General features: G+C 64.5%; 21 protein-coding genes. 9 read left to right on the plus strand and 12 right to left on the minus strand.

Annotated elements, in window-relative coordinates; translation table 11 throughout:
• Positions 1 to 63 precede the first annotated feature (63 nt).
• From KF715_16115 to KF715_16155, 9 genes are all read right to left on the minus strand, one after another.
• Positions 64 to 804 carry an ABC transporter ATP-binding protein gene (locus KF715_16115; protein MBX3738220.1) on the minus strand — a complete coding sequence of 247 codons (741 nt, stop codon included), beginning with the start codon at positions 802 to 804 and terminating at the stop codon, positions 64 to 66.
• A gap of 70 nt (positions 805 to 874) precedes the next feature.
• Positions 875 to 2266 (minus strand): efflux RND transporter periplasmic adaptor subunit, encoded by a 1392-nt coding sequence (locus KF715_16120; protein MBX3738221.1) that lies wholly within the window; start codon positions 2264 to 2266, stop codon positions 875 to 877.
• Between the two features lie 337 nt (positions 2267 to 2603).
• A complete protein-coding gene (locus KF715_16125; protein MBX3738222.1) occupies positions 2604 to 3455 on the minus strand; it encodes a response regulator transcription factor in 852 nt (283 codons plus the stop codon).
• Between the two features lie 196 nt (positions 3456 to 3651).
• Entirely contained in the window at positions 3652 to 4665 is a 1014-nt protein-coding gene (locus tag KF715_16130; protein MBX3738223.1) for an FAD-dependent oxidoreductase, read from the minus strand.
• 4 nt (positions 4666 to 4669) lie between these two features.
• Positions 4670 to 5398 (minus strand): ROK family protein, encoded by a 729-nt coding sequence (locus KF715_16135; GenBank protein MBX3738224.1) that lies wholly within the window; start codon positions 5396 to 5398, stop codon positions 4670 to 4672.
• A gap of 45 nt (positions 5399 to 5443) precedes the next feature.
• A complete protein-coding gene (locus KF715_16140; GenBank protein MBX3738225.1) occupies positions 5444 to 5899 on the minus strand; it encodes a peptidylprolyl isomerase in 456 nt (151 codons plus the stop codon).
• Positions 5900 to 5939: 40 nt separating this feature from the next.
• Positions 5940 to 8477, minus strand: a complete 2538-nt coding sequence (locus KF715_16145) for an ABC transporter permease (protein ID MBX3738226.1) — start codon at positions 8475 to 8477, stop codon at positions 5940 to 5942.
• 46 nt (positions 8478 to 8523) lie between these two features.
• Entirely contained in the window at positions 8524 to 8901 is a 378-nt protein-coding gene (locus KF715_16150; GenBank protein MBX3738227.1) for a GxxExxY protein, read from the minus strand.
• Between the two features lie 70 nt (positions 8902 to 8971).
• Positions 8972 to 9661: an ABC transporter ATP-binding protein gene (locus KF715_16155; protein ID MBX3738228.1), complete on the minus strand. Its 690-nt coding sequence runs from the start codon at positions 9659 to 9661 to the stop codon at positions 8972 to 8974.
• Between KF715_16155 and KF715_16160 the strand changes: the two genes are divergently transcribed.
• The 4 genes from KF715_16160 to KF715_16175 are packed head-to-tail and all read left to right on the plus strand — an operon-like array spanning position 9660 to position 13700.
• Complete coding sequence (locus KF715_16160) at positions 9660 to 10346, plus strand: arylesterase (protein MBX3738229.1); 687 nt, start codon at positions 9660 to 9662, stop codon at positions 10344 to 10346. The two genes, KF715_16155 and KF715_16160, sit on opposite strands and share 2 nt — an antisense overlap.
• Positions 10343 to 11299: a hypothetical protein gene (locus KF715_16165; protein MBX3738230.1), complete on the plus strand. Its 957-nt coding sequence runs from the start codon at positions 10343 to 10345 to the stop codon at positions 11297 to 11299. Before KF715_16160 ends, KF715_16165 begins: the two co-directional genes overlap by 4 nt.
• Positions 11300 to 11320: 21 nt before the next feature.
• Positions 11321 to 11971, plus strand: a complete 651-nt coding sequence (locus KF715_16170) for a methylamine utilization protein (protein ID MBX3738231.1) — start codon at positions 11321 to 11323, stop codon at positions 11969 to 11971.
• A gap of 4 nt (positions 11972 to 11975) precedes the next feature.
• Positions 11976 to 13700 carry a HAMP domain-containing protein gene (locus KF715_16175; protein ID MBX3738232.1) on the plus strand — a complete coding sequence of 575 codons (1725 nt, stop codon included), beginning with the start codon at positions 11976 to 11978 and terminating at the stop codon, positions 13698 to 13700.
• Between the two features lie 18 nt (positions 13701 to 13718).
• Here the strand turns inward: KF715_16175 and KF715_16180 are convergent, their stop codons facing one another.
• Positions 13719 to 14174, minus strand: coding sequence for an acyl-CoA thioesterase (locus KF715_16180; GenBank protein ID MBX3738233.1), 456 nt, complete (start codon positions 14172 to 14174; stop codon positions 13719 to 13721).
• A 141-nt stretch (positions 14175 to 14315) separates the two neighbouring features.
• Here KF715_16180 and KF715_16185 point away from each other — a divergent pair, with 141 nt between their 5' ends.
• Complete coding sequence (locus tag KF715_16185) at positions 14316 to 15011, plus strand: DUF4412 domain-containing protein (GenBank protein ID MBX3738234.1); 696 nt, start codon at positions 14316 to 14318, stop codon at positions 15009 to 15011.
• 224 nt (positions 15012 to 15235) lie between these two features.
• Positions 15236 to 18499, plus strand: coding sequence for a TonB-dependent receptor (locus KF715_16190; protein MBX3738235.1), 3264 nt, complete (start codon positions 15236 to 15238; stop codon positions 18497 to 18499).
• Between the two features lie 361 nt (positions 18500 to 18860).
• Here KF715_16190 and KF715_16195 read toward each other — a convergent pair whose 3' ends face one another.
• Positions 18861 to 19253, minus strand: a complete 393-nt coding sequence (locus tag KF715_16195; GenBank protein ID MBX3738236.1) for a hypothetical protein — start codon at positions 19251 to 19253, stop codon at positions 18861 to 18863.
• Positions 19254 to 19530: 277 nt separating this feature from the next.
• Between KF715_16195 and KF715_16200 the strand changes: the two genes are divergently transcribed.
• The gene (locus tag KF715_16200) at positions 19531 to 19962 is read left to right on the plus strand and encodes a hypothetical protein (protein ID MBX3738237.1); all 432 of its coding nucleotides are present in this window, start codon (positions 19531 to 19533) and stop codon (positions 19960 to 19962) included.
• A 189-nt stretch (positions 19963 to 20151) separates the two neighbouring features.
• Here the strand turns inward: KF715_16200 and KF715_16205 are convergent, their stop codons facing one another.
• On the minus strand, positions 20152 to 20658 hold the full coding sequence (locus KF715_16205) for a hypothetical protein (protein MBX3738238.1): 507 nt from the start codon (positions 20656 to 20658) through the stop codon (positions 20152 to 20154).
• A 143-nt stretch (positions 20659 to 20801) separates the two neighbouring features.
• Here KF715_16205 and KF715_16210 point away from each other — a divergent pair, with 143 nt between their 5' ends.
• Positions 20802 to 21887, plus strand: coding sequence for a ribonucleotide-diphosphate reductase subunit beta (locus KF715_16210; GenBank protein ID MBX3738239.1), 1086 nt, complete (start codon positions 20802 to 20804; stop codon positions 21885 to 21887).
• Positions 21888 to 21992: 105 nt separating this feature from the next.
• Complete coding sequence (locus tag KF715_16215; GenBank protein MBX3738240.1) at positions 21993 to 25349, plus strand: ribonucleoside-diphosphate reductase subunit alpha; 3357 nt, start codon at positions 21993 to 21995, stop codon at positions 25347 to 25349.
• The last annotated feature ends 147 nt before the right edge of the window (positions 25350 to 25496 follow it).

Genomic DNA, 25496 nt, shown 5'->3' on the forward strand with positions numbered 1-25496 from the left:
CGAGAGATCGGGGATGATTGGCGAGAAGAACGCGACAGGGGTCGGTCTATTTGCGCCGTAGCGTCAGTGCTGCCGCACGTCGGACTCGATCAGACCGTCGCGCAGGCGGACGATGCGGCGGGCGTGGCGGGCGATGTCTTCCTCGTGCGTGACGACGATGATCGTGTTGCCTTGCGCGTAGAGGTCCTCGAAGAGCTGCATGATTTCCTCGCCGGTGCGGGAGTCGAGGTTGCCGGTCGGCTCGTCGGCGAGAATGATCGAGGGATTGTTCACGAGCGCGCGGGCGATGGCGACGCGCTGGCGCTGGCCGCCGGAGAGCTCGTTGGGCTTGTGGCTCATGCGCTCACCGAGGCCGACGTTCTGCAAAGCGAGGATGGCTTTCTCCCGGCGCTCGTGCGGGCTGATGCCGGCGTAGATCAGCGGGAGCTCGACGTTGGCGAGCGAGGTGGAGCGCGGGAGGAGGTTGAAGGTCTGGAAGACGAAACCGATCTCGCGATTGCGGATCTCGGCGAGTTCGTCGTCGGTCATCGCGGAGACGTCCTTGCCGGCGAATTGGTAGTGGCCGCTCGTGGGCGTATCGAGGCAGCCGAGCATGTTCATGAGCGTCGACTTGCCGGAGCCGGACGGGCCCATGATGGCGAGGTATTCGTTGCGGTGGACCTTGAGGGCGACGCCGCGGAGGGCGTGGACGGTCTCCTCGCCCATGCGGTAGAGCTTGGTCACGCCTTCGATGTCGATGACGAGCGGACCCGGCGTGCGGTAGGTGCGCGGGTGTGCGGCGGAAGGGACGGGAGCGGTGGACATGGGTGCGGGAGCGGTAGGGCGGCGAGTGGCCTCGCCACCGCGGCGCGGACCGGAGTCCGCGCCCTACCCGTTACTTGTTTTCTTCCTTCTTGGGCGTTTCGAGCATGACGCGGGCGCCGTCCTTGAGCTTGCGGCTGATGGCGGCGTAGCTGCCGGAGACGACTTCCTCGCCGGCCTTGATGCCGGATTTCACCTCGATGTGGCTGTTGTCCGCGAGGCCGGTCTCGACCTTGCGCATGACGGCCTTGTCGCCCTGGCGCACGAAGATGACGCGCTGGAGCTTCTCGGCGTCGCGGCGGGCGTTGCGCTTCTCGGTCTCGACTTCGAGGTCGTTGCCGGAGCGCTCCTTGGCCTCCTTGGATTTCTGCTGTTGGAGTTCCTCGGTGGTCTTGCCGCCCTCGGCGCGCACGGTGACGGACTGGATCGGCACCGCAACGACGTTGGCGACGGTCTCGGTCTCGATGTCGACCGTGGCGCTCATGCCGGGGCGGAGCGTCACGTCCTTGTCGGTGATGCGGATCTTGACGAGGAAGTTCGTCACTTCGTCGGAAGCGGAGGCGGCGAGCGCCGCGGCGTTGTTGCTGCTGGAGCCGGACGACAGGGCGGAACTGGAAATCTCCGCGACCTTGCCTTCGAAACGGCGGCCCGGGAACGCGTCGACCAACACGATCGAGTGGTCGCCGATCTTCACGTTGATGATGTCGTTCTCGTTGACCTTCACGCGAACCTCCATGTTCGCGAGGTCGGCGATGCGCATGATTTCGGTGCCGGCGAACTGGTTGGTGCCGACGACGCGTTCGCCGACTTCGCTGGTGAGGGAGCTGATCGAACCGTCCATCGGGGAGTAGATGGTGGTCTTGTTGAGCTGGTCGCGCGATTGGTCGACCGAACCCTCGGTGCGGCGGATTTGCGCGAGCGAGGATTCGTAGTCGGCCTTGGCGACGTTGAGGTTGGTCTGGGCGGAGGTGAAGTCCGCGTCCGAGATCAGCTTCTTCTGGTAGAGATCGTTCGCCTGCTTGAAGTCCTGCTCGGCTTTCACGAGGCGGGCTTGGCTGAGCACGGAGCTGGCGCGAGCCGAGGCGAGCGAGGCTTCCTGCTGCTCGAGTTGGGCCTTGTAGAAGTCGGGTTTGATGCGGACGAGCAGGTCGCCCTTCTTGACCGTCTGTCCCTCGACAACGGGGATCTGGATCAATTCGCCGGCGACTTCGGGCGAAATCTTCACCTCGGTCTCAGGCTGGACCTTGCCGGTGGCGGTGACGATGTGCGTGATGGTTTTCACAACGGCCTTCTCGACCGTCACCTGGGTCGGCTTCTCGCCGGCTTTGCCCTTGGCGATGCCGGCGGCGATCACGACGACGAGCACCGCGACGACGCCGAAGATGATCCACAGGCGTTGGCGCGACTTCTTTTTGGCCGAGGCGGCGGACGGGACCGCAACGGGCTTGGGGGTGGCGGAGGACATAGTCATCAGGAGAAAAAGAGGAAAAAATCGACGGAGCATTGGCCAGAACTATCGGTGCGCGTCGCTCCCGCCGGAAAACACAGAGGGGCCCCGAAGGACCCCTCTGCAACACAACTGATAACTACGAACGAGGGGACTAAACGGGACCGCCGCGCGCTTTGAAACGGCATTGCGACGACAGGCGATTACCTTGCGATGAACGGCCCACGATTGCCGTTTTCTGCATCACGAGGCGGGCAAAGGCCAAAGAACAGGGGAACAACACCCGAAGCCCACCCGAGTCGCAGCTGTTTTGGGACAAACGGCCCGGCGCCGGGATGGACGGGGCGCGCCCGGCTCAGAGCGCCGAACGCATCAATTCCTCCAGTCGATCATGATAGCCGCGGCTCAGCCGCAGCTTCGTGCCGTCGTGGAGGATCACCGCGTATTCACCGGCGAACGAGGGGCTGAGCTTCTTCACGCGATCGATGTTCACGATCGTCGAACGATGGATGCGGATGAAGCGCTTGGAATCGAGCCGGTCCTCGAGATTCGCCATCGTCTCGCGCAACAGGTGCACGCGCCCGCCGGCGTGGAACTTCATGTAGTCGCCCTCCGCCTCGATCCAGTCGATCTCCTCGGCCTTGATGAAATAAATCTCGCCGCCCGAACGCAGCAGCACGCGCTCGCGCGTGATCGCCTCCTGCGAGGCGCTGCCCTCCGCCGCCGCCGGCTTGGCCGGCGCCAAGCTGCCCGTCGCGACGCTCGCAGCCACCGCCCCGGCATTGGCCTGCAAATGCTGGAGCAACTTCGCCAGCTCCGCGCTCAACGCATCCGTCTGGCGCCGGATCAGCTCGGACTTGGCCCGCCGCAACGCCGCCGCGAAACGGTCGTCCTCGAACGGCTTCAACAGGTAATCCACCGCGTTCACCTCGAACGCCTGCAACGCATGCTGGTCGCGCGAGGTGACGAAAATCACCGCCGGCGGCCGCGGCCCGAGCGCCTCGAGCACCTTGAAGCCGCCCATCTCCGGCATCTGCACATCGAGGAAAATCAGGTCCGGCTTCTCCGCCGCCACCTGCCGCACAGCCTCCGCGCCCGACGCCGCCTCGCCCACCACCAGGACGTCGTGATCCCGCTCGAGCAAACGCACGATCCGCCGGCGCGCGGCCGACTCATCGTCGACGACCAGAATGCGAATCTTGTTCATGCGTCCGCGACGATCCGGCGCGACGACACGCAACACAGCAGCACGGGCGCCAGGGACGGCGAACGGGGGGCACGGGGCTTGGTCATGTCTACGCGGGCTTGTGCGTCCGAGCTTCCACGGACTCAAGCGGATAAATTTTCCCGAAAGTGGGACACGCCACGCCACTGATTTTGTCATACCGCCCGACCCGAGAAAATCAGCGCCGACCGAACCGACCGATCGCCACTGCCGCCGGCCAAGCCGCATCCGATCCCGCCAGCACTTCGCGCCAAACGCGCGCGAGCCACGGCGCGCACAAGGCGCCTTTCGATCCGAGCGCGCCGAAAAATCCCATCCGCAAACCTTCGCGCCAGCCGATCCCCGGCAGCCGATCCGACAAACCCAACCGCACCCCCACCCGCTGCTCGATCACCGCCAGCTCGCCGGCCACCAGCTCGCACGCCTCAGCAAGCAACCGCTCCCGCGCCGCCGCAGTCGGCACGTCATCCTCCACACCGCGCTCGTAGGTCGCGCCGATGCGAGCTCCACTGCCGCCATCCGGCAACACCCACGTGCCGCGACTCACCGCCTCGCCCGCCGCGAGCTCCGCACCGCGCACGTGCACGATCTCGCCCTTCGCCGCCTCGAACGGCAACTCGGCAAACCACCCGCGCGCCAGCGCGCCCGCGCCGGTGCAAAGGATCGCCGCCGCGAACCTTTCGCCGCGCCACGTCACGCCCGTCGCATCCGCCGCCAGCTCCTCGCGCTGCACCGCCGCTGCGCACAACTCGCCGCGCGCGCTCCAGCGGGCCGCGGCCGTTTCGAGCAACGCGGGCAAGTCCACCCACGCCGCCCCGCGAATCGCCAATCCACCCTCGCCCGCCATCGCGAACGGCGCCAGCTCGCCGCTCGCGAGTTTCTTCGCCGCGCGCGCCGCTTCGATATCGCCGGCCAACAACCGCCGCAACCGCAGCGGATGCCACAACTCGACGCCGAGCCGCGCGCCCGCCGCGCGATACCATTGCTCCGCGAACGGCAGCAATTCCTCCACCCGCCACGCCTTCACGAAGCGCTGACCCGAGATTGGATTCACCAACCCCGCCGCCACGCGCGACGCCGCGCGGGCGTGGCCTTCGCTCGCGATGACAAAAGGAATGCCCGCCGCCTCCAGCTCCAGCGCGAGCGCCGTGCCGGCGAGCCCCTGGCCCACGATCAGCACGCGCCCGCTCATCGGCTCACTCGCCCGCCAGCGCGGCGCCGACGATGCCGGCGTCGTTGTGCAGCTTGGCCGGCACGACCTTCGCGCGCGTATGCAGGAGCTTGAACCACATGCGGTGATCCTGGCTCACGCCGCCGCCGATGATGATCAACTCCGGCGAAAACAGACGCTCCACAACGCGCAGGTAGACGTTCACGCGATCCGTCCATTCCTTCCAATCGAGATCGAGCTTCGTCTTCACGGCCGCCGACGCGAATTTCTCGATCGGCTCGCCCTCCCACGGCACATGGCCGAGCTCGGCGTTCGGGAAAAGTTGCCCGCGATAAAACAGCGCCGAACCGATGCCCGTGCCGAACGTCAACATCAGCACCGTGCCGTCGCGCCCCTTGCCCGCTCCGAAACGCATCTCGGCGAGTCCGGCGGCGTCGGCATCGTTCACGACGCCCACCTTGCAACCGGTCGCCTTGGAGAAAATCTTCACGCCGTTCTGCTTCTCCCACTCGTCGCCGAGATTGCCGACCGCGTCGATGCGCTCGTCGAGGATGATGCCCGGAAAACCGATGCCGATGCGACCCTTCCATTTGAAGTGCGCGACGATCTGCCGCGCCGCGGCCAAGCCCTCGCCTCGCGGACACGGACTGGCAACCGGCACGCGAAAACGTTCCGCGAGCAACCGGCCCGTCTTGATGTCCACGGGCGCGGCCTTGAAGGACGAGCCACCGATGTCGATGCCGAGAACTTTCATGAGGGAAATTGCCGACCGTAGTAATCCCGACCTCGCGCGCAATCCTCAGCTGTCCGCTTTGACACGGCCCAATTCCGCCGCCGTCGCCGGGCGCTCCGCCACCAACTCGACGTCGAAATGCAGCGTCGCGCCCGCGAGGGGGTGATTCGCGTCCAGCGTCACTTGGTCGCCCTCGACCGCCGCGACTGTCACGACCGGCGCATGGCGATCCTGTCCGGCCAGAAATTGGTCGCCCACGCTCACCTCGCCGTCGATCGGCAGGCTCGCACGCGGCACGCGCTGCACCAACGCCTCCTCCCGCACGCCGTAACCGAGCTCCGGCGGCACCGCGACGTTCCGGCGCTCGCCGGCGGCCATGGCGCGGAGTTCCTTTTCGAGACCCGGCACGATTTCCTGCGCCCCCTCGAGAAAACTCAGCGGCTCGCCGCCGCCGCGCGACGTGTCGAGCACGCGCCCGTTCGCATCGCGCAAGGTGTAGTGGAAAGTCAGGACTCTAGTCATGTCGCGCGAACAACCGCCGAGACCACGCCCCCAGGCAAGCTTAGGTTTCTTGCCGCAACACTTCGAGCGGCGGGTGATCGCAGATGCCGCGACTCGAAAGCAGACCGGTGATCACGGTCACTGCGCTGACCGCTAGCCAGCCGAGCACGAGCACCGCGAGCGACGGCGTGGACCAGCTCATTTTGAAAATGAAACGCGCCAGCCCCCAGTTCGCGCCGACCGCGAGCACCGCGCCCACCGCCGCGCCGAGCGTGCCGAGCGCGAGATACTCCGCGAGCATGATGCGGTTCACCTGCCGCTTCGTCGCACCGAGCGTGCGCAGCAACACGCTCTCGCGCACCCGTTGGCTGCGCCCGATCAGCACCGCGCCCGCGAGCACGATGACACCGGTCACGACGGTGAACAGCGCGAGAAACTCGACCACGAATGACGCCTTCGCGTAGACGCTGTCGATCGTCTGCAAGATCAGGCCGAGATCGATCGCCGACACGTTCGGATGCTCGCGCACCACCGCCTGCTGCACGCGCGCCGAGACGCCCGAGTCGCTCGCCCGCAGCGCCATGACATGGAACTTCGGCGCGCCTTCGAGCACGCCTTCGGGGAACACCACGAAGAAATTCGGCGCCAACCGCTGCCACTCGACCTGCCGCAGGCTGCCGACGACCGTCTTCACCGGCACGCCCTGCACATCGAATTCGATCTTATCGCCGAGCGTCACGCCGAGTTCGCGCGCGAGGCTTTCCTCCAGCGAAACCGGCACATCCTCCGCGCCGGCCGGCGCGTGTCCTTCGAACTTGCCCGCGACCACCCGCTCGGTGTCGGCGAGTTGCCCGCGATAAGTCGACCGATATTCGCGCCGCACGGTCCACGCCGCGACGCGCGCCGATTTGTCCTTCAACACCTCCGCGATCGGCCGGCCTTTGAGCGCGCTGATGCGCATCGTCACGATCGGCGCCTGCGCGCGCACCGGTGCGCCGTTGTCCGCAACGATCTTCGCCACGGACTCGACCTGATCGTCTTGGATGTCGAACAGCATCAGGTTCGGCCGGTCGCCGCCGCCCATCACGCGCAATTGTCCGAGCAACGTGTCGCGCGTGAGGTAGAGCGTCATCATCAGGAACGTGCCCATGCCCAGCGATACGAGCAGCAGCACCGTGCGGTTGTTCGGCCGGTAAAGATTCGCCACGCCCTGCCGCCACGCGAACGGCAGCCGCCGCAAATTCAACCGCTGCGCGACCCACGCGATCAGTTTCGCGATTCCGCCCAGCACCGCAAATCCCACGAACAACGCGCCCGCGAAACCCACGCCCCATGCCACACGCCCGGTTTGCAGAATCGCGAACGCGAACACGATGCCGACGATCACGACCATGAGCGCCACGCGGAGCCAGTCGACGCGCGCCGCGCCGCCGTTGTCCGCGAACGCCGAGCGGATCGCGAGCAGCGGCGACACACGCCGCACCTCGAGCAGCGGCAGCAAGGCGAACAGCACGCTGATCAACACGCCCGCTCCGACGCCACTCGCGACCGACTTCCACGAAACGAAGAACTCGAACGAGAACGGCAGGAAATCCCGCAGGAACACCGGCAACACCAGCTGCGCCCCGATGCCCAGCACTGCGCCGCCGAGCGCGCCCACGAGACCGAGCCCCACGCCCTGCACGAGGTAGATCGCGAACGCCTTGCCCGCGCTCGCGCCGAGACAACGCAGCACCGCGACGGTCGGAATCTTCTGCCGCACGTGCGCATGCACGGCGCTCGCCACGCCGATTGCGCCGAGAAACAGCGACGCGAAGCCGACGAGCATGAGGAACGAATTCACGTTCTGGATCGCGCCGCCGAGCTCGCGCTTGCGCTCCTCGACCGTGTCGAAACCCAACCGCAACTCGCGGAAACGGTCGCGCAAATCGCGCACCATTTTCTCAACGTCGGTGTTCGCGGGGAACTTCAAATAAACGCGGTAACGCGCGAGGCTGCCTTGCTTGAGCAAGCCGGTTTCCTGCACCGCCGCCAGCGGGATGAACACGCGCGGCGCGAGCGTCGTCACGCCCGCGGCCGATTCGCCCGGCACCTTCAGCAAACCGCCTGCGACGCGAAACTCGCCCGCGCCGAGCTTGATCGGGTCGCCGGATTTCAGGCCGTATTGGACGGCGATGCCTTCCTCGACAATGGCGCGCGCGCCGTTCGCGAGCTGGGCGCGGGCATCCGCCGGCTCGGTGCTGAATTCGCCGTAGAACGGAAACGCGCCCTGCAACGCACGCACTTGCACCAGCCGCGTGGCGCCGCCGGCGGTCGGCGCGACGAGCATCGAGTTGAACGCGATCTCGCGCGCCTGCTCGCCGCCGAGGCCGGCGATGAATTTCTCCGCCTCCGGCGTCAGCGCGGCGCGCGAAGTGATGACGAGGTCGGCGCCGAGCAGCGACTTGGTCTGATCCTCGATCGCGCCGCGGAGATTGTCGCGCAGCGAGCCCACCGCCACGAGCGCCGCGACGCCGAGCACCACTGCGAGCGAGAACAACAGCAATCGCCGCCGCGAAGCCCGCGTATCGCGCCAGGCCATTTTGAGGATGAAGTTCATGAAGACACAGAGAGTTTACCCACGGAACACACGGATGACACGGAATTCAGAGCACGAACCTCTCGTGCTCGATCTTAGGGAAGTGCCCGAAGTTCACGAGCAGCCCCACCCGAAGGCCGGTCGCGTGCAGGTAATTCTGCACTTGAGCACGATGCTCGTCGGTCAGTGCGCTGACGGCCTTTAATTCAAGCAGCACACGGTCATAACAAACGAAGTCGGCGATATAGGTTTTGTTCAGCGGGCGACCTTTATACGAAAGCGGAATTTGGACCAATGACCGCGCGGGCAACCCTTGCAGCTCGAACTCGCATTCGAGGCACTCTTGGTAGACGCCTTCAAGGAACCCACAGCCTTTCTCGCGATAAACCTCAAAACAGGCTCCGAGAATCTTGTAGGTCAGCTCTTCATGGATCAGTTTGTTCATGGGCATCCTTCCGTGTGCTCCGTGTATTCCGTGGGCCCATTGTTTGGTGATTTGGTGACCAGAATTCTTCTCAACCCGTCCGCTCGTCGCTCACGACGTGGCCGCTGCGGAGGCGGAGGATGCGCTGGGTCTGGCGCGCGAGTTCGAGATCGTGGGTCACGAGCACGAGCGTCGTGCCACGCTCGCGGTTGAGGCCGAAGATGAGATCGACCATCGCGTGCGCCGTGTCGCCGTCGAGATTGCCCGTCGGCTCGTCGCAGAAGAGGATCTTCGGGCGGTTGATGAACGCCCGCGCGAGCGCCACGCGTTGCTGTTCGCCGCCGGAAAGTTGCAGCGAGTAGTGATCGAGCCGGTCGCCGAGACCGACGCGCGCGAGCAGCTCCGCCGCCTCTTTTTCGCGCGTGTTGTCGCCGCGCAGCTCGAGCGGCACGAGGACGTTCTCCAGCGCGGTGAGCGTGGGGATGAGCTGAAAATTCTGGAACACGAACCCGACGCTCTCGTTGCGCACCAGCGCGCGTTCGTCCTCCGAAAGCGCGCCGATCTCGCGGCCGGCCAGCTGCACCGTGCCGCTCGTCGGCGCATCGAGTCCCGCGCACAGGCCGAGCAGCGTGGTCTTGCCGGAACCCGACGGGCCCACGATCGCACAGGTGCCGCCGGGCTCGAGCGCGAAGCTCACCTCGTGCAGCACCGTCAACGCGCCGGCCGCGGTCGCGTAGGTCTTGGTGAGGCGCTCGACTTTCAGGATGTTTTGGGCACTCATGGGCAGGATGGCGAGTAACACACCCAACGCCCTCCAAAGTGCAAAGTTGTTCGTCGGACGGCTGATTCGCCGGGCCGGGCGGTTCGGTGCGATGCTGCTCGCGGCGACGCTCGCGACGACCGCGGCCTCCGCGGCGACGAAGACCGTGCTCTTCTACGGCGACAGCATCACCGCCGGCTACGGGCTCGATCCGGGCGAAGCCTACCCGGCGATCGTCCAGCAGAAAATCGATGCCGCCGGCCTGCCGTGGAAGGTCGTGAACGCCGGTCTCAGCGGCGAAACGACTGCCGGCGGCTTGCGGCGGCTCGACTGGATCCTGCGCCAGCCGGTGGACATTTTCGTGATCGAGCTCGGCGGCAACGACGGCCTCCGCGGCATCGAGCCCGACATCACGCGCGCCAACCTCGAAAAGATGATCGAACGCATCCGCGCCAAGAACCCGCGCGTAATCGTTGTGCTGGCCGGCATGCAAATTCCCACGAACATGGGCCCCGCCTACGCCCAGGCGTTCGCGAAAATCTACCCCGCACTCGCCGAGGCGCAGCGGACCGTGCTCATCCCGTTTCTCCTCGAGCATGTGGGCGGCATTCCCGACCTAAACCAGGCCGACGGCATTCATCCGACCGCAGCCGGCCATCGTTTGGTGGCGGAGACGGTTTGGAAAACCATCCACCCCTTGTTGTGAGCGAATCGCGCGACCGGCTCCCAGCGTTTGGCCAAGACAGGACAGCGAGTCCCGTCGCCAGCGCGGCGCGGCGCCGGCTCCGCGCCCGACCCGCGCTGCTCGCGCTCACCGCGCTCCTTTCCGTCGTCGCCGCGCACGCGCACGAATTCCGCATGGGCGCGACGTTGACCTACGCGGAGAACTTCAGCCGCACGTCCTACACGCCCACCGCGCAGGACGCGAAAGTCGCGGACGTCGACGCGGCCTATATTCAGACCAAGCAACTCGCGCCGAACTGGACGCTCATCGCCGCACTCGAGGGCAACGCCGAATACGTCTCCGAATTCTCCGCGCTCAACCGCCTGAGCGCCGGCGCGCGCGCGACCGTGCGCCACAAATTCGGCCTCGGGCCGATGGTGCCGGTGCTCGATGCCGGCGTGGCGCTCACGTCGGTGAATTTCCGCGAGAGCGGCCGCAGCGGCTGGCGCACGGAAGGCTTTGCGACACTCAGCCAACGCCTCACGGAAAGCTGGCGCGTCGCCGCGACAGCCAACTGGGAAAGCTTCACCGCCTCGCATGCCCCATTCGACACACACGCACGCCGCGTCGGTTTGGAGACGACCTACGACGTCACGGAGACCTGGCAATTCGGCGCCGGCGCCTCGCGGCTCCACGGCCAGCTCGTCGCCAACGCCGCGTGGTCCGTTTGGAGTCAGGCCATCGGCGGAGCTCTCGGGCCCACGATTCAGCAGTATTACACCAGCATCCCCTGGGAAGTCTCGAACACCTTCGGCAGCGGCTGGGTGGCCTACCGCGTCGATTGCCGCGCGGATTTCTGGTGGGCGCAGCTCACGGCGCGAGTCAGCGATTCGACGAGCATCCCGCTGCGCTTTGAGAGCGTAAAGGTGATCAACCACGTCGGCGTCCGCTACGATTCGGCTTTTTGGTCGCTCGGCGTGCTCCATCGCTTCTAATCGCTCCCACGTCGCCGCCCCATGCCCCGCGTTTCCACGCTGCTCGCCGTCGCCCTCCTCTGCTCCGTCCGCCTCGCCGCCGCGGCGGCCGACACGGGCGTGCGCGCCGCGATCCGCGACACCAAAGGCGAACCCGTCCCGGACGCCGTGATCTCGCTCCACGCCCTCGATGGGCAACCGGCGTTGCCGGCGGCGGCCAGCAAACCGGTCGAGATCGTGCAAAAGGACCAGGAATACACCCCCTACGTCACCGTCGTGCGCGTGGGCACCGAAGTCGTTTTCCCGAACCAGGACTCGATCCAGCACCACATCTATTCGCTCTCGAAAGCGAAGCGTTTCGAAAAGCCGCTCTACGCGCCCGGCTCGCACGAGTCGGTGCTCTTCGACCAAGCCGGCATCGTCACGCTCGGTTGCAACATCCACGACTGGATGGTCGCCTACGTCGTCGTGCTCCCGACGCCCTACTTCGCGAAAACCGATGCCGCCGGCGTCGCCCAGCTCCACGTGCCCGCCGGCCGCTACCGCATCGAGGTGTGGCATCCGCGCCTCTCCGCGCCCGATGTGCGCGAGGCCAGGATCGGTCCCGGCGCCGCGCCGCTCGCTTACACGTTGAAACTGAAACCCGACCGCCGCATCCGCCGCACGCCCGAAGGCAAGGCCAGCGGCTACTGACGCCATGCGCGGCTGGTTTCGCTTCCGGCATTTTCGCACGCGGCTCATCGTGCTCCTCGTCGGCCTGCTCGCGCTCGTGCAAATCGGGACCTACTTCACGGTCTCGCGGGCGAACAGCACCAATGCGCTCCGCCACGCCGAAGAAAGCCTCGATCGCGGCCAAAAATTCTTCCAAGAGGCCGTCGCGGTGCGCGTGGAGGTTCTCGCCAAAAGCGGCAGCCAGATGGCGACGGACTACGCCTTTCGCCAGCTCCTCCTGCACAGCGACACGGATCCGCGCACCATTCGTTCCGCCCTGCTGAACTCCGCCGAGCGCATCGGCGCGCCCGTCGTGGCGCTGTTTTCGACCGACGGCGACCTGATCGCCAATACCCGCGAAGACCTCACCGCCGAACACTGCGGGCCGTTCCAGAGTCTCATCTCGCTCGCCGCATCCGACGACGCGCGCATGCCCGACGGCCGCTTCGCGAGCGATTTCGCCTACCTCGACGGCCGGCTCCATGTCCTGGTGATCGTGCCGCTCTACGCGCCCTACCCGGAGATCACGCACTGGTTCGGTTTCGCCTCGCCGATCGACGACCGCTTCGCCGCCCGCATCAAGAGCCTCGCGAACCTCGATGTCTCCTTCGTCGGAGCGGAACACGAGCACGAGAGGCGGGTTCTCGCCACGACGCTGCGTCCGGCCATGTCCGCCGCGCTCATGCGCAGCGCCCCCCGCGCCGGCGTTTCCGTGGTGCCGCTGGCGGGCAGCGACTACGTAACCTCGCAATTCGATCTCCCGCTGCTGGGCGACGATCCGGCCGGCGTCGTGCTGCTGCGCTCGCTCGAAGTGGAACTCGCGCCGGCCCGCGCGCTTGGCCGCACGATCCTCCTGGGCACGCTGATCGGCCTCGTCGTCGCTGCGCTCGCTGCGCTGGCCCTCGCCCGCAATCTCAGCCGGCCGGTGCAGCAACTCGCCGCGCATACGCGCCACGTCGCCACCGGCGACTACTCGCGCCGCCTCGAACTGCCGCGCGCCGACGAACTCGGGCAGCTCGCCGACGCCTTCAACCAGATGACCGCCGGTCTCGCCGAGCGCGACCGCGTGCGCGACCTGCTCGGCAAGGTCGTCTCACCCGAGATTGCCACGCAGCTCCTCCAATCGAAACTCGAACTCGGCGGCGAGGAGCGCGAAGTCACGATCCTGTTTTCCGATCTCCGCGATTTCACGGCGCTGAGCGAAAAACTCTCGCCGCACGAAGTGCTCGCGCTGCTCAACCGCTACCTCGACCGCATGAGTGCGATCGTGGAGAAACACGGCGGCGTCATCGACAAATACATCGGCGACGCGATCATGGCGCTCTTCGGCGCGCCGGTCGCGACCGACGGCGCCGCTGCCCGCGCCATCGCCGCCGCCCGCGAGATGAAGGCCGCCCTCGCCGAGCTGAACCGCGAACTCGAAGCCGAAGGCAAACCGCGCCTCGCGCTCGGCATCGGCATCAACACGGGCCGCGTCATCGCCGGCAACATGGGTTCACAGACGCGCCTCAACTACACCGTGATCGGCGACGGCGTGAATCTCGCCGCGCGCCTCGAAGGTTTGACCAAGGACGCCGCTTTCAACGCACACATCATCGTCAGCGAAGCCACCGCCACCGCCGCGCGCTCCACCAGCCAGCTGCGCGCGCTCGGCGACGTCACCGTGAAAGGTCGCACCGAACCGGTGCGTATTTTCGCGGCGGACGTGTAGCGCAGCTGGAAACCGGCGCTACTCCACCGCCCACGCCGCCTTCGGCGCGGCGCGCACCTTGGCGCGAAACGCCTCCGGGATCGGCGCGGACACCATGCCGCCCTTGGAGTCGGCGGTCACGCACACCGCAGTGACTTCGCCCTGAGCGCAGAGCTCGGGGTCGGCCTTGCCCTTCGTGATCTTGCGAAACTGGAACAGCAGCACGATGGCGCGCGTGCGGACCTCCTTCACGAAGAGCCGCACCTCGACCGTCTCGTTGAACCGCAGCGGCGCGCGGAAATCGCAGTTGGCGTTCACGCGCGGCCAGCCCACGACCTGGCCGGGGACGAACGAGATCAGCGGCAAATTCTGCGCGCGATAGAACGCCGACTCGCAGGCCTCCATCCAGCGGAAGTAATTCGAGAAATGCATGATTCCCGCCATGTCCGTCTCGGCGAACTCGACGGTGCGCGTGATCGAAAACTCGGAAACCATGCGCGCGAGGATTGTCCGCGCGCCCCACGACGCAACGCCGGAAGTGCGCGCACAGCGCGAGCCATGCACCTAGGCGAAAGTCGGGGCGGCGCGCCCGGTCGCGGACTTGAGCACCCCGCAGCGCCCCTTAGCCTACAGCGCATGAAAGCTCTCACCCGCGCGCTCGCGCTTCTCGGTTTGCTCACGGTCTCGGCGCTCGGCGCGCTGGCCTTCGAAGGCAGGGTTTCCCTCGGATTCTCCGACAGCAAGGGTCGCGAGCAAGTGATCGACTACGCGATGAAGGGCGCGCTGGTGCGGCTCGAACCGAAGATGAAGGAAGCCGGCGGCGCAGCCATGATCATGGATGCGGACAAACGGGAAATGACGATCCTGATGCCCGAGCAACGCATGTATATGACCATGCCGCTGCGCGGCACGCCCGGCGAGGGCAAGGGCACGCCCGACGCCAAGGACGTGAAGGTCGAGAAAACCGGCCGCACCGAAAAGGTCCTCGGCTACGATTGCGAGGAATACGTGATGTCCGACCGCGGTCAGACCACCGAGATGTGGATCACCGAGCAGCTCGGCTCGTTCATGGGCCTGAGCGGCGCCAATCCGATGGGCGGCATGATGGGCGGCCGCAAAGCCAAGACGGAAGGCCGCGCGTGGGAGCAGGTGCTCAAGGACAAGAAAGGCGCGTTCCCGCTGCGCGTCGTGGGCCACGACGCCAAGGGCAAGGAAACCTTCCGTCTCGAAGCGAAGAAGATCGAACCCGGCAACGTGCCCGACGATCTCTTCACGGCACCGGCGGGCTTCCAGAAATTCGCGATGCCGAACATGGGCGGTTTCGGCGGCTGAGTTCCGCCGGCGCGGCGCCGTTTCCGCCGCGCAAATCGCAGGAAATTTTCCCGCGCGCCCGACCTCGGCGCGCGTTTTTGTTACAGCCCGGAAAAATCGTCGGAGCGCGGCCTCTTTCCCGGGGGATGAGGGCTTGACTCAGCCATAGCGCAAGCGTTCGCTGGGCCATTCAAACCTCGGAGTGGTTCCTCCGGGTTTCCAACACCAACAACTGCATCTGCACCATGCATAAATCGTTCACCAAACTGCTCACCGCTGCGGTGGCAGTCGTGACGCTTCTCGCGTCCACAACCGTCGCGCTTGCGCAAGGCATCACCACCGGTGCCATCGTAGGCACTGCACTTAACTCCTCCGGCCAGCCGGTCTCCGGCGCGGCAGTCACGATCGTTCACGAGCCCTCGGGCACCCGTGCGACCGGCGTGACTCGCGCCAACGGCCAATACAACGTGTCCGGCCTGCGCGTGGGCGGTCCCTACACCGTCACGATCAGCGCTGACACCTATCAGGAGACCGTCCGCCGCGAGATCTACGTCGAGCCGGGCTCCAGCGTCGACGTGAGCGCCAAGCTGGCCTCGTCGGGCATCGTGCAATTGGAGGCCTTCAACGTTGTGAGCAATCGCGACACGACGTTCGGTGCCGGCAAGATGGGCACGGGCACCGCGTTCAGCGAAACCGAGGTGAGCAATGTCACCTCCGTTCGTCGCAACATTCAGGATATCGCGGTGCTCGATTCCCGCATGTTCCTCGGCTCGCTCGATCAAGGCGGCCAGCTGTCCGCCCAAGGCCAGAACTTCCGCTTCAACTCGCTGCTCGTCGACGGCGTCCGCTCCGACGACCAATTCGGCCTCAACAGCAACGGCTTCTCCTCGCTCCGTGGCCCCGTGCCGATCGATGCCATCCAGTCCCTCGGCGTCGAGCTGAACCCCTATTCCGGCCGTTACTCCGGCTTCACGGGTGCGCTCATCAACACGACCATCATCTCTGGCACGAATCAGTTCTCCGGTAAGATCTACTACGAAGTCTCGAGCGAGAATCTCCGCGCCAAGAACCCCCTCACCGGAGTGAAGGAGTCCTTCGACGAGAAGAGCTACGGTATCGTGTTCAGCGGCCCCATCCTCCGCAACCGCCTCTTCTTCTCCTACGTTTACGACAACTTCAAGCGCACCACCGTCCCGCCGCAGGCAAACTTCATCCCGGGTTCGGCCGGCCTGCAGCAGATCACCGATCGCGCCAAGGCGCTCGGCTATGATGCGGGCACCTTCGGCGGTGGCGCCGACAACGTCTCCACGCAAGAGACTCACATCGGCAAGCTCGACTGGAACATCTCGGACAAGCATCGCCTCGCCCTCACTTACCGCCGCAACTACGGCGTCGAATCGATTTTCCCGAACTATACCAGCGCGACCACCACGTCGCTCAGCGGCCACTGGTATACCCAGAACCGCAACACCGACTCCTATGTCGCCCAACTGAACAGCCAATGGTCGTCGGACTTCCGCACGGAGCTCACCGGTTCCTATACGAAGTATGACGGCTCCCCGCAAAACTCCGCTGCCGCCTTCCCGATGGTGACGGTGAACGGTGTCTCCGGCACGCGCGCGAGCGATAACGCCACGATCGCCGGCAGCGTCGTTCTCGGCACGGAAAACTCCCGCCAGCTGAACAAGCTCAACACCGAGGAAAAGCAGTTCAAGGCGATCGGTGAATGGTCCCGTGGCGACCACACCTTCACCTTCGGCCTCGAAGACGTCGCCACCGACTACGTGAACGCCTTCGTGCAGAACACCAACGGTGTCTATAGTTTCGCGAGTATCAATGACTGGATCGCCGGCACGCCGCCTTCCAGCTTCCAGCTCGCAAAGCCCTACGCTGGAGCCACCATCGAAAACGCCATCGCTCGCTGGGGTTACGACAACTATGCCGCGTTCCTTGAGGACACCTGGCGCCCCAACAACAAGCTGACGCTCCTCTACGGCGTCCGTTTCGATTATCCTTACATCGGCGAAGCTCCGCCGGTCGCTGCCGGCTTCCAGAACGCGTTCGGCATCGCCAACAACACGACCAACAGTGGCAACTACACTGTCGCCCCGCGCGTAGGCTTCAGCTACGAGCTCGACACTCAGCGCAAGACCCAGATCCGCGGCGGCGTCGGCCTGTTCCAAGGCAAAAACCCGGCGGTCTGGCTCTCCAATGCCTACTCCAACGCTGGCTCCGTTTACAACTACACTGCCAGCACTGCCGAACGCGCTAGCATCGTGTTCAATCCCGACCCGAACACCCAGACGGTCCCCGGCTCCGCCAATCCCGCTCCGAACATTAACGTTACGGACAAGGATTTCGTCCAGCCGCGCCTGTGGAAGTCCAATATCGCCATCGACCACGAACTGCCCTTCGGCGGCATCACGGCGACCGTGGAATACTACTTCAACAAGGTCGACCGCAGCGTGAACACCGTTTACTTGAACTACCTCGAAGCCGGCACGCTGCCCGATGGCCGTATTCGCTATGCCGGCGCCCCGACCCCCACTGGCAGCTTCCCGATCAGCGGTATTACCACGACCGCACAGGCCCAAGCCGCCTTCGGCTCCGTGGCTAGCGTTAACAGCTCCGGCCAAGTATCGTTCGCCTCCTCCAGTTTGGGCGGCCGCCGTCGTGTTTCGACGTTCGCCGACGTGTTCTATCTGACCAACACGGACAAGGGCCAAGCCTGGGGCACCACCTTCAGCCTCGCCCGCCCGATGAAGAACAAGTGGGGTTGGTCGCTCTCCTACACCCACGGCAATGCCACGGAAGTGAGCCCGATCACCTCCTCCACGGCCTCGTCGAACTACCAGAATCGCGCGGTGTTCAACCCGAACGAGGACATCGCCTCCACGTCCAACACCAGCATCAAGGATCGCATCGTCGCGAGCATCACGCGCCAGTTTGAGTTCATCAAGAAGGCGCCGACCACCGTTTCGCTCGTCTATCAAGGTCGCACCGGCCATCCCTACTCGTGGGTGTTCCGCGGCGATGCCAACGGTGACGGCTACACGTTCAACGACCTGCTCTACGTCCCGACCGGCCCGAACGACCCGAAGGTTACTTGGGGCAGCACTTCCGAACGCGACGCCTTCTTCGCCTTTGTGGAATCGACCAGCTTGGCGAAATACAAGGGCGGTCACGCTCCGCGTAACAGCGAAACCTCCCCGTGGCTTCAGACGGTGGACTTGAAGTTCACGCAAGTGCTCCCGCTCTACAAGAAGGTGCGCGCCGAGCTTTACCTGAACGTGCTCAACTTCGCGAATCTGCTCAACGACAAGTGGGGCATCCAAGAGGAAGTGCCGTTCTCCTATCGTCGTGCGGTCGCGGGTGCGACGTATAACGCCGCCACGAACTCGTGGGCTTACACGTTCAACAACACCACGCTCAATACCGTCCCGACCACGGTCGACGATACGCCGGTCTCCCGCTGGCAAGTCCTCGCCGGCATGCGTATCAAGTTCTAATCGACTGATCGTATTTCACTCACGAAGCGCCCACCAAACGGTGGGCGCTTTTTTTGGGCCGCAGCCGAAAGCCCCAAAAAAGCCGCAAATCTCTTCACTTCACGGGTCGCGCAAAACGCCGAGCACGCGCATTGGCGAACATTCAATCGAGATGCGGCCAATGCCTTTACTTCAACGCATCGCAGTTTTCGCTTTGCCGGGCGAATTCCGCCCTCACCCAAAAAACACACCAACGCGCCGATTACCTACCATCAGATGTCTCAGTGCGACAGAAGCACCTCGAACGGGCATCTGCCGCTACATCAACCAAGCACGCGGTTCGAGCGCAGCAGCGCCCCAACCGCACGCCTGAAAATCCAACTCAAAGCGGCATCAAATCCGCCCGGGCAACACTCCACTCTTTACGGCTGAGCTTCCCGTCGCGATCCGCATCGTAGCGTTGCAGCATACGCACGTCCTTTTGCGCAGCGGCAAAAACGGCCTGCTCGTAGGCACGATATTCCATCGCACTGATGCGCCCGTTTTTGTCGGCATCGAAGGATTTCGCCTGCACGCCCAGCGCGTGCGCCTCGAACAAAGCGATCTCGATTCGTGCCAGCTGATCGCGCTGCGAATCGAGCGCGGACTGCTCGACCTGATTGAGATTCATGACACGCAACACGGCGCTGGTGTCATCACTTGCCCGCAACAATGGCCCGGTAAAGACGAGGGCCAGAAGCACACTGAGTGCATAGTTCTTTTGAGGGGTATTCATAGAAAAAATCCAGCGGCTTGAAGTAAGCTGTTCCAGCAAGTTTCGCCGATCAACGATACACTCGAATGCGGTCTATTCAAGATTCCCCATCACTGGGAGATTCCCCTAACTAGGCCGCTCCCCCCGCTCCCACGTTGACAGCCCAAGCTGAAGCGCGCTCGTTCGCTGCGGTCGCCATTACCGAACAAAACAACCACCGACCTGGGCCATCGGATAAAAGGATAAGACGATGAACTGGAACGGAACGAGCCGCGCGATCGCGCTGGCAATGGGAACGATGCTCGGAGCGATTGTCGCACATGCGACAACCGATTACCTTTATAGTGGCGCCTACGGCGGCAGCGGCGGAGTCGATCTCAACAGTTACAACGTATCGACCATCACATCGATTACTGTGGACGGCGACGCTTACGGCTACGATCCCGGCGCACCAGTGAACGCCTACGCAGAGGTCAACTTCTCCGGCGGCTCATTTGGCTACTTTGCCAGCCAATTCAATCCCACCAGCGACACCGCCAGCGCGTGGGCCTACATGACGGCGACAAACATCACCCTCAATGGATCGGGCGACTGGATCGCAGCGGAGGTCACCGGCACCAATGGGACCTACTACAATGTCAACCTCGGTAGCGGCTGGGTCGAGATGAGCTCCTTCGGCTCGGCGAACGGCTACTCGTCGGCGAGCGGTTCCGCTTACGTCGAGTATTGAGTTCTGTTTCGGCACGAGGCGACTGCGGCTTGCCGCAGTCGCCTTTCGCCTATTCAGCCCCGCACAGTGGTCCGTCGGAATGGATCGATACCAAGCGAGACGGCATTGGCCGCGGCCGATGAGCGGAACGGGGCGTTGCAGGCTCTCGAGCGAGCGGAGAATCTCGTCACCGCGAACACGCCCGCCACACTATCCAAGCGCCTCGCGGTGCAACGCGAAGCCTACCTCGCCAGCCGGCTCCATCGCGACTGAGCGCCGACGCTGCACGCGTCCGAGTTCGCCATCCGCCTCGCTGGCGAAAGCGTCCTTCCGCAGCGCCATGGAGCTGCGCCGCACATCGCACACCGCAAAATTCGTCGCGATCTCGCACCGCGTCGCACTCCACGTCTCGCGCCAGAGGGGAATTGCACCGCGTGACTCGCCGCGTTTCGCGGCGTGGGAAAACTCCCTCTGGAAATCGCGCCACGCATCGCGCAAAACAGCGTCAATCTCTTTTTCCGCGGTTTCGTCGTAGCGCGCACGCGGGACATTTTCCCTCTGAAAATCGCCTTCCACGCGAAATAAACCCTCGCCGAACCACGGCGGGTTTCGGAGCAATTTTTGTCCACCAAAAAATGTCGCGATTCTTTCGGGGAAAAAATTGACGGGGTATGGGCCACTACCATTAGTAGTGCCCTTGGTTCCGGGCAGCCACATCCTGTGGTGGTCAGCAACGTGTGAGGAAGTTCCAGCAACTTCGGTTCGCTTGGGTGTCCTGCGCGCTTCTATGACCACTGAAGGATGGTTTTGCCCACGGCAAAACACACACGTTTCTCGTTCGTCACACACCCGCGCTAGCTATGCTCAAATCTTTCCAAGTCGGCACCAAAACCTTCACCCTCGACCAAGACAAGGCCGAGGCCGCTTTCGCCGGCAAGAAGGTCATCAACGGCCGCCAAGTCCCCTTCTTCAACCTCCTCCCGCTGAAATACCAGTGGGCCTACGATCTCTACAAAAAGATGAAGGCCAACCACTGGGAGCCCGAGGATATCCCGATGGGCAAGGACATCGAACAGTGGCGCGACGCAAAGTCCGTCAGCGACCAGGAGCGCTGGATCATCCGCATGGGCGTCGGCTACTTCTCCGCCGCGGAAGGCATCGTCGGTGACAACATCCAGCACGTCATCCGCGAGGTCGTCACCGCTCCGGAGCTGAAGCTCGTCCTCGGCCGCCACGCCCACGAGGAGAACATCCACGCCGACTCACTCCTCTACATGATCGCCTCGATCGGCGTTAACCCGCACGAGTGCGAGGCGATGTTCGAGGACGTGAAGTCGATCGTCCGCAAGAACGAGTTCGTGAACAAGGTCTCGCGCGACCTCCGCCGCGACCTCGACATGAACGATCCGAAGAACAAGCAGCTCTTCGCGAAAAACATCTTCGTCTTCGGCCAATGCATGGAGGGCACGCAGTTCTACGGCCTCTTCGGCATGATCCTGTCGCTCTATCGGCAGAACAAGTTCCCGGGCATCGGCCAGATGTTCCGCTACACGCTCCGCGACGAGTCCAACCACATCGAGCTCCTCCGCAATCTGTTCATGGATCTCATGGAGGAAAACCGCGAGATCTGGACGCCCGAGTTCAAGGAGGAGCTGCGCCAGACCATGGCCGAGGCCATCGCCCTCGAGAAGGACTTCATCCGCGACTGCCTGCCGGTGAACGCCGTCGGCCTCTCCGTGGACGAATTTCTGACCTACATCGATTTCATCGCCGACCGCCGGCTCGAAGGCTGCGGCCTTGCCCCGCTCAACCCGGGCGTCAAGAACCCGCTCCCCTGGCTGGCCGAGATGATGGACATCAAGAAGGAGCAGAACTTCTTCGAGGGCCGCGTCACGGAATACCAGAAATCGTCGGCCCTTCAGACCACGAGCGACGACGATCTCTAACCAGTCCGCCTCGCCCGCCAAAGCGAAGGCGGCCCCGTCCCCCGGGCGGCTCTGCCTTCTTTTTCGCGCCCCACTTTCCTACCCCTCCCGTCAGTCACCCCACGCATCGTCAGCAGCACTATCTCCATGAGCGACACCTCTTCCGTCCACACCGACCTCGCCCTCAAGAAATTCACCGGCACGCCGCAGGACCAGAAACCCAACTACAACTGGCGCGACGTCCTCCGCGAGGACGTCACCGTCCCCGAAGTCGAGGTCCTCTGCCCGCACGGCACCGAGCGCTTCGACCTCGCCGAAGTCGCCGACACCGTCGGCAAGTCCCTCGCGAACCTCATGCTCGCGAAGGGCGAGAAGGACATCTTCAACGAGAAGAACCAGCGCTTCGTCGCCGACGTCACCCGCGAAGTCGCCTCCAACCTCACCAAGCAGGCCCTCACGCGCGGCCCGCTCCGCGTCTCCCTCCACGACCTCTACGTGCTCATCGAGAAAACCCTCGTCGACAACAACGCCCACGACGTCGCGAAATCCCTCCTCCACAAGCGCGCCCAGAAGCTCGCCACCTCGCGCGAGCAGCCGGCCGTCGCCGTGAAACTCATCCGCCGCAACAACCAGGTCGTTCCCTGGAACGAGGCCAAGATCGAGATCGCGATCCGCAAGGCCTTCCTCTCCCTTAAGAAGGACTCCGCTCCCGCCCCGGCCATCGCCCGCGCCGTCACCGCCCGCGCCGCCACCCTCAAGCAGGCTTTCCTCCACATCGAGGAAGTCCAGGACATGGTGCAGGAAGAGCTGATGAAGGCCGGCCACTACAAGGTCGCCGAGGACTACATCCTCTACCGCGCGATGCGCCACGCCTCCCGCGCCAACGAGTCCGCCGCTCGCCACGCCACCGATGTCGTCGCCACGCCCGACACCGCCGCTCCCGCCGCCGAGGCCAGCGTCCCGCAGGGCCAGAATTCCATGATCGTCGTCCAGCGCGCCGACGGCTCCACCTATTTCTGGAACGGCGAGGACCTCAAGAAGCGCATCGAGTTCGCCTCCATCGGCCTCAACCTCTGCCTCACCGCCGACCAAATCGAGGCCGAGCTCCGCCGCTCCACCTTCGACAACATCGCGCAGGGCGACCTCAACAACACGATCGTCCTCAACGCCAAGACCCTCATCGAGAAGGACGCCGACTTCGCCAAGTTCGCCGGCCGCATCCAGCTCACCTACATCTACGAGGAAGTCCTCGGCTGGGACATCGTCCGCGACGGCATCGGCAAGCTGAAGCAGTTCCACCAAGCCGCCTTCGCCCCCTACATTTTCCGCGGCATCGACATCAAGCGCCTCACGCCGCGCCTCAAGGAATACGATCTCGCCCGCCTCGCCGCCGCCATCGATCCGTCGGCCGACCTCGAGCTCGACTTCCTCGGCATCCAGACCCTCTACGACCGCTACCTCATCATCGACAAGACCGGCAAGCGCTCGCGCCGCCTCGAGACGCCCCAGTTCTTCTGGATGCGCGTCGCCATGGGCCTCTTCCTCGACGAGAAGTCCGACCGCGAGGACTGGTCGATCCAGCTCTACTCGCTCTACAAGAGCCGCCGCTTCTGCTCGTCCACGCCGACGCTCTTCAACTCCGGCACGCTCCACTCCCAGCTCTCGTCCTGCTACCTCTACTACGTCGACGACAGCCTCGAGGGCATCATGTATCGCGGCATCGCCGAAAATGCCCAGCTCTCCAAGTGGGCGGGCGGCCTCGGCGGTTCCTGGACCGCCGTCCGCGGCACCGGCGCGCACATCGCCGGCACCAACGGCGAATCGCAGGGCGTCATCCCCTTCCTCAAGCTCCACAACGACCAACTCGTCGCCGTCAACCAAGGCGGCAAGCGCAAGGGCTCCGGCTGCGCCTACCTCGAATCGTGGCACAACGACATCTTCGAGTTCCTCGAACTCCGTCGTAACACCGGCGACGACCGCCGCCGCACCCACGACATGAACACGGCCAACTGGATTCCCGACCTGTTCATGAAGCGCATGGAGTCGCGCTCCCACTGGACGCTCTTCCGCTCCAACGAGGTCGCCGATCTCCACGAAACCTACGGCCGCAAGTTCGAGGAGCGCTACACGCACTACGAAAAGCTCGCCGAGGAAGGCAAAATCCAAGGCCACAAGGTCGAGGCCATCGAGCTCTGGAAAAAGATGCTCTCGATGCTCTTCGAGACCGGCCACCCCTGGATCACCTTCAAGGACCCCTGCAACCTCCGCTCCCCGCAGGACCACGCCGGCGTCATCCACTCGTCCAACCTCTGCACGGAGATCACGCTCAACACCTCCAACGACGAGACCGCCGTCTGCAACCTCGGCTCCGTCATCCTCGAGTCGCACCTCAAGCCCGACGGCTCGCTCGATCACGACAAGCTGCGCGACACGATCCGCATCGCCCTCCGCGCGCTCGACAACGTCATCGACATCAACTTCTACCCGACCGCCGCCGCCAAGACCTCCAACCTCCGCCACCGCCCCGTCGGCCTCGGCGTCATGGGCCTCGCCAACGCGCTCTACATGAAGGGCGTCGCCTTCGCCTCCCCCGAAGCCGTCGAATTCAACGACGAATTCATGGAGGCCATCGCCTACTACGCCTACGAAGCCTCCTCCGACCTCGCGGCCGAGCGCGGCACCTACTCTAGCTACAAGGGCTCGAAGTGGGACCGCGGCCTCCTCCCGCAGGACACCCTCGACCTCCTCGAACAGGAGCGCGGCGTCCCCGTCGACGTCCCGCGCGGCGGCAAGATGAACTGGGAGCCCCTCCGCGCCAAGATCGCCAAGCAGGGCATGCGCAACTCCAACTGCCTCGCCATCGCTCCCACCGCGACGATCTCCAACATCACCAACACGTCGCCCTGCATCGAGCCCTACTACAAGAACCTATACGTCAAATCGAACCTCTCGGGCGAATTCGTCGTCATCAACCCGTTCCTCGTCGACGACCTCAAGTCGCGCGGCCTCTGGAACCAGGAGATGATCGATGCGCTCAAGTATTTCGACGGCGACCTCGCCGACATCGAAGCCGTGCCGGCCGACCTGAAGGAGAAATACCGCACCGCCTTCGACGTGGACTACAAGTGGGTGATCGACGCCGCGGCCCGTCGCCAGAAGTGGATCGACCAATCGCAGAGCGTGAACCTCTGGCTCAAGACGCCGGACCTGAAGACGCTCTCGCACATGTATCGCCACGCCTGGAAGACCGGCCTGAAGACCACGTATTACCTCCGCACGCTCGGCGCCTCCAACATCGAGAAGGCCACCGTCAGCGTGAAAAAGGAAATGCGCGGCGCCACCGGCGAAACCAAGGCCGAAACCGCCACCCGCGACGCCGCCACCGCTGCCGCCGCGCCGAAGAAGGTCTACACCGACGCCGAGAAGAACGCCTGCAGCATCGAAGCCATGCGCAACGGCGGCACCTGCGAAGCCTGCCAGTAACACGCCATAAACCTCTTGCCTAATTTCTGGCCCGTGCTGGTCTATCTGGCACGGGCCATTTCACACGCACAAGCGTGAAGCATCGAATCTACAAACGGTTTTCGCCCGAACGGACCGCGGTTCTCTACCACGGAGACTGCTTAGATC

Origin of the sequence: Candidatus Didemnitutus sp., assembly GCA_019634575.1 — a bacterium.
Lineage (GTDB): Bacteria > Verrucomicrobiota > Verrucomicrobiia > Opitutales > Opitutaceae > Didemnitutus.